This is a genomic window from Microcoleus sp. Pol10D4, assembly GCF_036701555.1.
In the GTDB taxonomy this organism is placed as follows: Bacteria; Cyanobacteriota; Cyanobacteriia; order Cyanobacteriales; family Microcoleaceae; genus Microcoleus.
On sequence record NZ_JAUBRA010000110.1, the window covers coordinates 1 to 11,395 of the forward strand.

General features: G+C 45.5%; 8 protein-coding genes and 1 pseudogene. 2 read left to right on the forward strand and 7 right to left on the reverse strand.

Annotated features, from left to right (window positions below; translation table 11 throughout):
• Positions 1-380 precede the first annotated feature (380 nt).
• From QUA36_RS31495 to QUA36_RS29685, 5 genes and pseudogenes are all read right to left on the reverse strand, one after another.
• A pseudogene (locus QUA36_RS31495) lies at positions 381-1,881 on the reverse strand (IS5 family transposase); the annotation flags it as partial.
• 257 nt (positions 1,882-2,138) lie between these two features.
• Entirely contained in the window at positions 2,139-3,866 is a 1,728-nt protein-coding gene (locus QUA36_RS29670; protein ID WP_333459975.1) for a chemotaxis protein CheB, read from the reverse strand.
• A gap of 333 nt (positions 3,867-4,199) precedes the next feature.
• Positions 4,200-5,420 (reverse strand): ABC transporter permease, encoded by a 1,221-nt coding sequence (locus QUA36_RS29675; RefSeq protein WP_333459976.1) that lies wholly within the window; start codon positions 5,418-5,420, stop codon positions 4,200-4,202.
• Positions 5,421-5,537: 117 nt separating this feature from the next.
• Positions 5,538-6,755, reverse strand: coding sequence for an ABC transporter permease (locus QUA36_RS29680; protein WP_333162275.1), 1,218 nt, complete (start codon positions 6,753-6,755; stop codon positions 5,538-5,540).
• Positions 6,756-7,096: 341 nt separating this feature from the next.
• Positions 7,097-8,965, reverse strand: coding sequence for an efflux RND transporter periplasmic adaptor subunit (locus QUA36_RS29685; RefSeq protein ID WP_333162278.1), 1,869 nt, complete (start codon positions 8,963-8,965; stop codon positions 7,097-7,099).
• Between the two features lie 253 nt (positions 8,966-9,218).
• On the opposite strand from QUA36_RS29685, the gene QUA36_RS29690 reads away from it, so the two are divergent.
• Together QUA36_RS29690 and QUA36_RS29695 are read left to right on the forward strand one after the other, a co-directional pair.
• The gene (locus QUA36_RS29690; RefSeq protein ID WP_333459977.1) at positions 9,219-9,368 is read left to right on the forward strand and encodes a hypothetical protein; all 150 of its coding nucleotides are present in this window, start codon (positions 9,219-9,221) and stop codon (positions 9,366-9,368) included.
• 116 nt (positions 9,369-9,484) lie between these two features.
• Positions 9,485-9,895 (forward strand): hypothetical protein, encoded by a 411-nt coding sequence (locus tag QUA36_RS29695; RefSeq protein WP_333162282.1) that lies wholly within the window; start codon positions 9,485-9,487, stop codon positions 9,893-9,895.
• An 11-nt stretch (positions 9,896-9,906) separates the two neighbouring features.
• On the opposite strand, the gene QUA36_RS29700 is transcribed toward QUA36_RS29695, so the two are convergent.
• Both QUA36_RS29700 and QUA36_RS29705 read right to left on the reverse strand, forming a co-directional pair.
• Positions 9,907-10,917: an ABC transporter permease gene (locus QUA36_RS29700; RefSeq protein ID WP_333459978.1), complete on the reverse strand. Its 1,011-nt coding sequence runs from the start codon at positions 10,915-10,917 to the stop codon at positions 9,907-9,909.
• A gap of 243 nt (positions 10,918-11,160) precedes the next feature.
• Positions 11,161-11,395, reverse strand: a 235-nt coding sequence (locus QUA36_RS29705) for a hypothetical protein (RefSeq protein ID WP_333459979.1), incomplete at its 5' end; no start/stop codon positions are given.

Sequence of the window (11,395 nt, forward strand, 5' to 3'; positions counted from 1 at the left end):
CTTCCTGAGAATTCGAGCGCAATCCGGACAACCTCAAACTTTATTCAGCATCACCGTCGATACCGCAAAAAAAACCCGGCCAAAATTGGTCGGGAGTTAATTAATCAGGGTGCATCTACCAATTAAGCTTCCTGAGAATTCGAGCGCAATCCGGACAACCTCAAACTTTATTCAGCATCACCGTCGATACCGCAAAAAAAACCCAAACCAAAATTGGTCGGAAGTTATTTAGGGCTTGCTGAATAAGTTAAGAAAAATCACGATCGCAATTGATGGGTGATTCTAGTTCGGCGAAACATAATTTTTTGTTTTCTCTAACTTGTCCAGTTATATTTTTTGATAATAACTGACCCGTAAATAGGTGTAATTTTCGGTTATTGACATAAAAAAACGCAAAAAACCCGTCTTAACCAGGTAGAAAGGTTGATTACTAAAAAAGTAATAGCAATGGCTGTACTAGAAGTATTATCAAGTTTTGCCGCCACGCGATTCAAGCTGAATCTTCGTTTACGCAAGTCCCAAATTTGCCCTCAATAGTGTTACCAATTCTCTCATCTTCCCAGGCTTGTTTCTTTGTTTCCTTACTGACATTTGCTGGTGGCCTCCCTAACGGAAACCCACTCATTCTAATTTCTCTTTCTTTACACGCCCGCTCGGTTTTCCCTTGTTCGATAAATGCGAGCTGCATGGACTAATTCACTGATAGTATCCTGTGTAACTTTTAAATGCTTCTATTAGGGCTTTCAAGTCTCTCGATTCGTTAAAATTATCCCCACTCATCCGGTCTAAAAATACATATCCTGAGTAAGCAACTCGCTGACATTTTTGCTCCAAACTCTACAGCTTTTCCGGCTTTCCCTCTGACAATGGGACTGATGTGGGGTTGGCTTAAACTTACTATTCTATCTTCTATGCTCTGTTTGTTATTTTTAAATAACCACTGTTGTTGGCGATAGACTTCTGTGAGGACTAGACTGGTTTTATACTGCTTTTGGTTCATAATTTCTAGGGTGACACCTGACCGAAAGCATCCAGGATACAAGCCGCCGGATTCATTCCTTCGGAGACTCAGTACCCAGAAATAAAAAACCTGTATCCGATAAAACTTGCCCCACGAATTTATCCGTGGCTCAATGCTTCAATTCTTTAATCTAAAATCTAAAATAGATTGACTAGATTATATTTTGAATATGAGCTAGTTTTTTTTAAATATATTAGAGTTGTTTTTCGCCACTGCTAAGTGATTTTTTCTGGCATTATTACGGTAGGTTCTTGGTTTTTTATTGGTTTGATATTTGATCTGTTTATACAGGATGTCTATGATTTTTTATGTATAAACTCTGGCTTTGTTTAATAATCCTAAGTCGGTCGGATAGGTAATATCGGCTGGGGCCGAGGGAGCATCTATGATTAATTTTCCTCGATGGGGTGACTCATTTTGAGCATCCGAATCCTTTTTTTTGGTTCTGGCTGGAGTGGTTTCGCGTATTTTTCGACCATTCGTTCACTTTATTAATTAGGTACGCACTAATACGCCCGTCGTAAGTGAACCAATAGTGACGGGTCAAATGCGAGTTCATTACTGTAGGTTGATGGACCGATAAAGTATTGCAGATAGGGGTTGTCGCGGACTTTTTCTACTCTTGGACGATCGCTGATGCCTAATTTTTCCTTAATAATTAATGCCCCGGACGCCATCCGAAAAGATTTGGCACGGGCTCCCATTTCTGTGGGGAAGTTTTCAGCAGAATATGCTTCAAACCCTGACCACTGAATGAGTTCGGCTATTTTTACCCAACGGTTATCTGGTGACAACTTTCCACATGAGGGGAGTTCAAAGTCGGAGGGTGATAGGAGAGCAAGCTCCGCTTGTCTGTACAGGCTCGCAAATGGTAATGCACGGGTTTTGACCTATTTTACCTGTTTTTCACGGCGACCTGACGGACGATCGCGCGATCGCATAACCCAGCTATCGTAAATCTTTTGGTCTTTATTCAGCAAGCCCTAATTAGGAACGGACTCTGGGGCCCATTCCACAATAAAATTGAGTTTTGTGGAACGGGCCCCAGAACCCGTTCTTGAAAATGGTGAAAGATGTAAGCTCAAACCAATAATCTCGTAAACCCGCCCCGACTTTCCTAGACTAAGAAATTCTGGACAACATAGTTCCCCACATTTCTACCCGCACTCAAACCATTTACGTTAGCACTCATGAAATGAATGCCTCCGTAAAGGCGACTCATGCCCGATTCGTCGGCCGCTTCGCTGAAGTTTTCGTAGGTTCGCAAAGTGTTGATAGATTGATCTCCCCGATCTCCAAAGCCGTAATCCGAACCAAATACAGAACTCATAACAGGATCAGCAGCACCGCTAAAGGTACTGTGGCCCGACGTGTACTCAGGGAACGGCGGAGTAGTTAGCAGCGGAGTCCACTGGGCGTCGGCTGTCGTTTCGGGATTGTTGTCTGTCTCCGCTTGGCCGATAGCTGTCACCGGCCGCCAGAAGTTGTACTCATACTTGGCATCCCAGCAGCTAATAGCTGCATCGGCGAGGGCAATATTTAGCAGGGCGAACAAGCGGGCGCTATCTTCCAGGGATGTGCCGGTGAGAGTCGCTGTTTCTTCGGCGATTTGGTTCCAGTGACCAGGAGGCGTAAACGTCCCAGCGCCGTTGGCCCAGAATTTGGCTATGACTGTTTGGTCTGGGGTGCGCGTGAGGCTGTCACTTTTGCCGATTTCTTGGACGTAGTTAAGTTCCTCTGCGTACTGGGCGCTGTCAAGGGCGGGCGGGCCGGGCGGGCGGAACTGAGAACCGCTAGTCATCGCAAAGGGAGTAACTTCGGCCCACTGTGGCGCTAGGCCTGCGGCAAAAGCGGGGGGAGTCGGCACCCAACTACCGGGGCCGGTTGAGGGGGTGGGCTGCACTACTTTCGTGATGCCGTCTGTACTCCGCGAACTGATAATTTGGTCGGCAACTTGCTGTCCGAGGGCAATCCCGTCTTGTTTGGCTTTGCCGTCGGTAATTTTAGCTAAAGACGATGCGTATGCTTCGTTGAATGTGGCTGCTTGCGCTGGGTAGAGGTTGACTAAGACGCGGTGGGCGGCCGCGGCGGTGGCTGCTTCTGCTGATGTACCTGCAGGTGGGTCTATTTCCACGAGGTAAGGGGTGTATTTTTTGCTGATCGAGTTAACAGCATCGTAAATGGCTGCGTGAACCATTGCCATGTTGCGGGAGGCGAGGGGAGGCGGGGTGTTGGATGTCCGCACTGCATTCAGCATGACTCCGTTCCACTCAATGACAGGGTTTCCCGATAGCTGATTTGTGAATTGGTCGCGGTTGATTGTGTTGCTGTTGACTCCCGGCAATACTACTAAATACTCGCCCGTGAGTTTGTCTTGAATTACGGTGCTGTTGCTGTTGGCGCCGGTGCCTTGCTGGATGTTTAAATTTTCAAAGCTGAGGCCGTCTAGCAATCGAATTTTGTCATTGCCGTTGCCGAAGTCGGCGATGTAGTCGGCTGTGGCTACAGTGGGGCCGCCGCTGCCTTTAGAAATGGCAAATATATCATCGCCTGTGCCGCCGCTCACGGTATCGCTACCTGCGCCCGGATAGATGATATCGTTGCCGGAATCGCCACTAATTAGGTCGCTGCCTTTACCCCCCCAGAGGATGTCGTCGTCTGCACCACCAACAATCGTATCGTTACCTTGGTCGCCGCAGATTTTGTCTTTGCCGACATCGCCTTCGAGATAGTCGTCTCCGCTGTTGGCATAAATTATGTCGTTGCCATCCAAGGCGTTAAATCTGTCTGGTTGGATGGTTCCTTCGAGATAGTCAAATTTAGCACTGGGGGTCAGGGATGCCATGTTTATTTATTGGATATTTTGATTAAAGTGCAAAGGTTTCGTAAACTCTGTAGATGCTTAAGTGTGTTTACCCCTAGTTTAATAGTATTAAGCTTTATGGCTGGGAAGTAAACACCACAACACAACTTTATTGAATCTTTAATATTTAACGGGTTTATTATGAACTTTTGCGGTCTGAAGCTACGCAAAAACACAGTTATTAAAACTGCCTTAAATACTACAACTTTGTTAAATTTTTACAAAAATACTATTTTTTTTTATATTTTGATAGAGCAAGAGAATTTTTACCACCATCAAGGGAGCGGATTGTGTAACTGAGTAAGTATATATTGATTAAGCACTTCTCAAAGCTGCGATCGGGTCTAGTCTGGCGGCTTGGCGGGCGGGGACAACGCCGAAGAAGAGGCCGACTGCACCGGATACACTGACAGCAAGGGCGATCGCCACGGGTGATATTCCAGCTTGCAAGGGCGTGAAATTGCCTACAAGCAAAATACCGCCGACACCTACGCAAGTACCGACTATCCCTCCGGCAGCGGATAAAATCACAGCTTCGACAATAAATTGAAACAAGATATCTTGTTGGGATGCCCCGATCGCCTTTCTGAGCCCAATTTCCTGAGTGCGTTCGCTGACGGAAACCAGCATAATGTTCATAATCCCAATTCCGCCGACTAATAAGGAAATGCTGGCAACAGCAGTTAACATCAGAGTCAAAGCGCCCGAAATTGCCCCCATTCTGGCCATTAAATCCTTCTGATTTCTGACTGTAAAATCATCTTCGGTAGTAATTTTGTGCCGCAGTCTCAGCAGGTTTTCTACCTGAAACTGAGCCGCATCCATTTGCGATTCATCTTTAATCGAAATAAATATCGACGTGACAGCTAAACCGTAGGGAGATTTCCGCCCGACTATGCGATTAGCCATTGTGGTGATCGGCACAGCGGCGGAATTATCAAAATTCGTACCAAAAGATGTGCCTTTGGGCGCCAATACTCCAATTACTTTGACGCTGACATTTTGGATACGCACCTGTTCGCCCAAGGGATTTGTATTGCCAAAAAGTTTCTGGGCTAATTCAGAACCGAGAACCACAACTTGGTTACTTTGCTTAACATCGAGTTCCGTCAAAAACCGCCCTTTTGCCATTTCAAAGCTTCTGACTTCTAGAAATTCTGGAATCGTGCCGAAAATTAGAGCCGAAACATTTTTGTTGCTGTAGCGAACTATTTCGGAACTGTTAAGTTCTGCTGACACGCCTTGAACAGAGGGGACTTGAGTTGCGATCGCCTTAGCATCTTCTACTATAAGTGTTTGAGGCGCACTTGAGATGGTACTTCGCCTAGCGTTGGGAACTCCAGGCCTCACGATTAATACGTTTGTACCCAGGGATTGAACTTGTCCTGCTACAAATTTTTGAGCTCCTTCTCCAATGCCAATCATTGCAATTACTGAGGCGTTGCCGACAATCATGCCAATCATTGTTAAACTGCTGCGAGTTTTGTTGGCTAGTAGCGTTTGACCGGCCATTTTGACGCTTTCAATAAAATTCATACTTTGTTATGAGTTATTAGTTATGAGTTATTAGTTATGAGTTATTTTTATAACAGTCAACAGTCAACAGTCAACCGTGAACAGTCAACAGTCAACAGTCAACAGTCAACAAACTAATTAAGCACTTCTGAGTGCCACAATCGGGTCTAATTTAGCAGCTTGTTTTGCAGGTACGATGCCGAAAAATAAGCCGATGCTGCCGGAAACACCGACTGCCAGTGCGATCGCCACTGGGGAAACACTAGCTTGCAGGGGAGTAAAAGCAGCTACTAAAAGCACGCCGCCGATACCAAATCCAGTGCCGATCGCCCCGCCTGCTGCTGACAAAATCACAGACTCGATCATAAACTGAATCAGGATATCTTGCTGAGAAGCTCCGATCGCCTTTCTCAGCCCAATTTCCTTCGTGCGTTCGGTAACAGAAACCAGCATGATATTCATAATCCCGATGCCGCCGACAAACAGCGAAATTGCCGCCACGAAAGCCAACATCAAGGTCAAACCACCAGTAATGTTGCCCAAAGTTTTCATTAAATCTTTCTGATTTCGGACCGTAAAATCATCTTCTTTAGTTATCTTATGACGCAATCTGAGCAGATTTTCTATTTGAAATTGGGCCGCTTGCATCATAGTTTCATCTTTGATAGCAACCGAAATAAATGTTACTTTTGTACCGTAGGGAGACGAGCGACCAACAATGCGATTGGCCATTGTTGTCAGCGGTAAATAAACGTTCATATCTTGATTGTCGCCAAAGCTGGAACCTTTTGCCTGCATGACTCCAATCACTTGAAAGCTAGAATTTTTGATACGAATGTATTGACCCACTGGCTGTGTATTGCCAAATAATTGTTCGGCTGCTTCCGATCCTAAAGCTACTACATTTTCTTGTCTTTCTAAATCTAATTTGCTTAAAAATCGACCTTGACCAACATCAAAGCTTCTGACTGTCAGAAATTCGGGAGTAGTTCCGACAATGGAAGATGAGACATTTTTGTTGCGGTAGGTAACGAGTTGACTGTCATTGAGAGTTGGTGCGACTTCTTGGACAGAAGCAACTTGAGATGCGATCGCCTCTGCATCTTCCACTACTAAAGTCTGGGGCGGAATCACCGGGCGGCTTTGTGCTTCAGGACTTCCGGGAATAATAAATAGCAAGTTTGAACCCAGAGAGTTAACCTGTCCTTCGATAAATGTTTGAGCTCCTTCGCCGATACCGATCATCGAAATGACAGAAGCATTGCCGATGATAATTCCTAACATCGTCAAGGTGCTGCGAAGCTTGTTTGCCATCAAAGTTGTGACGGCCATTTTGACGCTTTCAACAATATCCATAATTCGATTTTAGATTTTAGATTTTAGATTTTAGATTTGGGATTATTCGATTTTAGATTTTAGATTTTAGATTTGGGATTGGATTATTCGATTTTAGATTTTAGATTTTAGATTTTAGATTTGGGATTGGGATTATTGGTGTCAACTTAATATTTAAACCCATAATAAACTCGCTTGTAGCCGAGTCTAGATCCCCCTAAATCCCCCTTATTAAGAGGGACTTCGACTGCTCTTGTCCCCCCCTTGTTAAGGGGGGTTAGGGGGGATCTCCGGGGAAAGAAAACACCCTATAGCGATCGAGATAAATAATGCCCCATGCCTTATGCCCCATGCCCTATGCCCTATTTCTGATTCTTGATAATATCCTCTAATTTTTTACCTTGAGGAAGTTCGGTAAAAACGCGATCGCCCGCTTTCGCACCCTCCAAAATCTGAATCTTGTTACCAATAGTCGATCCCACAGTCACAGGCTTAAACTTCGGCTGCTGCTTCTCATCGGGAACTAGCACACCCGTTTGACCTTTATTAGTCACAATTGCCACCGTCGGCACAACTAAAGCATTGCTCAACTTTTCACCAACAAATCTCAAATCTACATTCATCCCCGATTGCAAGAAATCCTTGCCTGTATCAATGGCAACTCGCACTTGGAATAGCGTCACATCCCGTTCCTTAACAGCTTCCGGCGCAATTAACTTAACGCGGCCTTTAAACACTTTATCTGGATAAGCGTCAGCCACTATTTCAACGACTTGACCCGGTTTAATTTGACTGATATCAGCCTCCGGGACTTTCGCCAAAACTTCAACATCTCTAGCTAGAGCGACAATCGATGTCGAAGTTGCCGAAGTAGCTTCCGATGCCGAAGTTGCCGGAGTTACAAAAGCTCCTTGGATGGCATATCTTTGGGTAATAACTCCAGCAAAAGGAGCGCGAACTTTCGTATCTTCTAACTGCACTTCTTGAAAGCGGACTTGAGCTTGAGCTTCGGCTAATTCAGCTTGAGCTTGAGCTATTTCTTCCGGGCGAGAACCGTTTTCTTGTGCGTTCAATTGGCTTTTTGCTTCAGCAACTGCTGCTTCGGCTTGGGCGATTTCTTCTGGACGGCTGCCGTTTTCTAGCTGCGCTAATTTGCTTCTAGCTTCGGCAACTTCTGCTTCGGCTCTCGCAATTTCTTCCGATCGCGTGCCGTTTTGCAATTGCTTCAATGCTTGCTGCTCGACTTGCACAGCAGCTTGCAGTTGCTTAATTTGCGACTCCCGACTTTCTTGCAGTTGTTGCACGCGTCTTTGGGATTCTATTAATTGAGCTTGGGCAGTACGATTTTCTTTAATTAATTCATCCAGTTTATCTTTAGCAAGAGCACCTTCTTCCACTAGCGGCCGATTGCGTTCCACCCGTTGAGCGGTTAGTTCGGCTTGGGCTTTACTCGAGTCAATTTGCGTTTGTGCTTGGGCAATTTCTTGTTTTACACTGCCGGTTTGAGCATCTGCTAAACGAGCTTGAGCTTGGGCTAAACGAGCTCGCCCTTGGCTGACTTCTTCAACGCGGCTGCCGGCTCGCAGTCGCTGTAAGCCTGCTTGAGTTTGCTGCAAGCGGGCTCTGGCTCCTGCCACTTCTTCAACGCGGCTGCCGGCTTGGACTTGCGCGAGACTGGCCTCGGCTTGCTCTAAGCGCGCTCGGGCGCTGGCGATGTCTTCCGATCGATTCCCGGCTTCGATTTTGGCGAGTTTGGCTCGCGCGCTGGCTTCGCGGGCTTGAGCTTGAGCTAGTTGAGCTTCTACATCGCGGCTTTCCATGCGGGCCACGATTTGTCCTGCTTCGACTTTATCGCCCTGTTCGACAAATAATTCTGCGATGCGGCCGGAACCTTTGGGGCTGAGATTGACGCGCTGTACGGGCTGCACCGTGCCGCTGGATGTGATCCGCACGGTGAGGTTTTGCGCTTCCACCGGCACTGTCATAGTGGCGATCGCATCTACTTTCGGCTGCGATCGACTTTTTGCTATATATATTGTGGTCGGTACAGCTAGCAACCCGGCTGCAACCAACCCAATCGCCCACCGCTGCGGTTTGCGCGCGGGTTTCTTCGGAGACTGCTTTTGGGCGGTTTTTTTATCTGCAATTTTGGTCTCTGCGGCCTTGGTGTCTACAGTCTGAGTATCTTCCACCTTGACCTGAGCAGTTTCCTTTTTAGGGCTAACGATCATACCGACTCACCTAATTTAATCTCAGGATTACCTTTAAGGTAAAATTTTTTGCTGATGCTTGGCATCGTCTTTCAGACTCATCCGATCGGGTGATTTAAAAAAAGTTCCCCAACCAGCACCTGTAAACAATTATAGCTAATCTTTGCAAGTTATTAAAAAATGTTAAGTTTTTTCAGCCAAAAGAGGTGGATCTAGACAAAATCGCTCCTGGCTGCTGGCAAATAAAAATATATTTTAATAAAAAATATCATTTTTGGGATCGAGAAGCGCGATCCTCAGCAGCAACAAAGGCGGATCTGGCAGCGGGCGATCGACTACAGTAGGTCATTGCGGACTCGTGTTAGCGATCGCAGCGGGATCTGCCAGTGAATCGCTCGTAACGACCCAGTATGGACACACTTAATTCTCATAAACCCGGTTTCACGGGTAGCGGTGCGTAAATCTTGAATACATATCCGCCCTGTGCCCACAACAGGTTAAAATATTTTTCAAATCCGTTAAAAATGGAAAATAAAAACAATGAACCGTCCTCAAAGCGTTACAGTTCTGGCAATCTTGCAGCTAATTAGCGGCGTATTCAGCCTCCTTGACGGCTTGTTCATCTTACTTTTTGCTGGCATTTTTGGCGGTCTAGGTGCGGCTGTCGGCGGGGCGAAAGTTGGCACTGTAATCGGGGGCTTCATTGCAATTTTTGCGGGAATCAGTTTTATTTTAGGCCTCCTCTCCTTACTCTTAACTTGGGGTTTGTTTCAACTAAAAAATTGGGCTTGGACGGGAACATTAATTGTCCATATCATCGCCACCATCGCGCAAATTGCCAAAATGTTGGGCAGCGGCGGTACAGCAGTCAATTTCTTAACTCTGGGTTTTGCAGTAGCTAGCATTTATTACCTGCTGCGGCCGGATGTTAAACAAGCATTTCGTGTCTGATTTCCTTTTCCTTAACGGTACTGAATTCTCGGATCGAAAAAAGCATAGGAAATATCAACCGCCAGATTAATCAGTACAAAAGTGACAGAGACAAAAATTACTCCTCCTTGAACAATTGGGTAATCCCGCGTCAGAATACCGCTATAAATCCAAGAACCAATTCCCGGCCACGAGAAAATTGTTTCAGTCAGAATAGCGCCGCCTAAAAGAGTGCCGAACTGCAAACCGATAGTTGTGACGATCGGCAAAAAGGCATTTTTCAAAGCGTGTTTCAAAATCACCCAATATTCCGGTAATCCCTTCGCCCTCGCAGTGCGGATGTAATCTTGAGAAAGCACTTCCAGCATCGCAGAACGAGTGATGCGAGCTATAATCGCCAGAGGAATAGTTCCTAAAGTCAAAGCTGGCAGGATTAAATGGGCGATCGCATCCCGCAAAGCCGCAAAATCCCACCTCAGCAACGCATCCAAAATATAAACACCCGTAATCGACTTAAAACCAAACCCCAAATCTACACTAATCCGCCCGCTAGGAGGTAGCCATTTCAGATAAACAGCAAACAAATAAATCAACATCAATCCCAACCAATACACTGGCAAAGATACGCCAATTAACGAACCACTCATCGCGAGATTGTCCAGCCAGCTATTTTTACGAACAGCAGCCAAAATCCCCGCCGGAATTCCGATAACCAATGCCACCAACATCGCCACCACAGACAGTTCAAAAGTAGCAGGCCAGCGACTACTAATTTCATCAATTATGGGAATACCACTAATAATACTATTTCCCAAATCCAAGCGGATCAAACTCCATAAAAAAGCCAAATATTGCAAATGCAAAGGTTGATTCAAACCTAATCTCACTCTCAACATTTCCACCTGTTCGGGAGTTCCACGTTCTCCCAAAAGCACTGTAGCTGGGTCTCCCGGTATCAAATGCAAAAAAGTAAATACTAGCAGAGTGATTCCGAAAAGGACTGGGAATAGTCCCAGCAAACGTTTAATAATGTAATTAATCATTTTTTTAATATAGATTTGCTCCGCTCGGATTTGGCTGCATTTTCACATATCGTTATATGGTTGGTAGGGCCGGGTTTACGAAAAATATTTGTAGTAACGAAGGATATGGATAAACCCGCCTTTTCTTAGGGAACCGCGAAGAGAAGAGGGCGGGTTTATGAATTTACTAAATTATTTCATATATTTCTCGTAAAACCCGCCCCTTGTATCAACACCAATATATGCAGGTAAAACCCGCCGTTTTCAAGACTTACTAACATCCTCAAAAGACTCAGAACCCAAAGGACTCGGAATCCAACCTTGAATATTCTTGCGTTTGCCTAAAAGTGGCTGCGAATGTACGATCGGCAAACGTACAGCTTCCCCATGCAAAATCTCGCTAACTTCCGCATAAATTTTCGCCCTAGGGCGTAGGTACAGTATTAGAACTTGACAAAAGTAGGAAAGCATGATAAGTGAATTTAGGAGCTTGTTAAAT

Excerpts from the sequence above, each read along its gene's own strand:
- QUA36_RS29695 (WP_333162282.1), top strand. The coding sequence starts at position 9,485 with ATGAACCGTCCTCAAAGCGTTACAGTTCTGGCAATCTTGCAGCTAATT.
- QUA36_RS29680 (WP_333162275.1), bottom strand. The coding sequence starts at position 6,755 with ATGGATATTGTTGAAAGCGTCAAAATGGCCGTCACAACTTTGATGGCA.
- QUA36_RS29675 (WP_333459976.1), bottom strand. The coding sequence starts at position 5,420 with ATGAATTTTATTGAAAGCGTCAAAATGGCCGGTCAAACGCTACTAGCC.
- QUA36_RS29685 (WP_333162278.1), bottom strand. The coding sequence starts at position 8,965 with ATGATCGTTAGCCCTAAAAAGGAAACTGCTCAGGTCAAGGTGGAAGAT.
- QUA36_RS29670 (WP_333459975.1), bottom strand. The coding sequence starts at position 3,866 with ATGGCATCCCTGACCCCCAGTGCTAAATTTGACTATCTCGAAGGAACC.
- QUA36_RS29700 (WP_333459978.1), bottom strand. The coding sequence starts at position 10,917 with ATGATTAATTACATTATTAAACGTTTGCTGGGACTATTCCCAGTCCTT.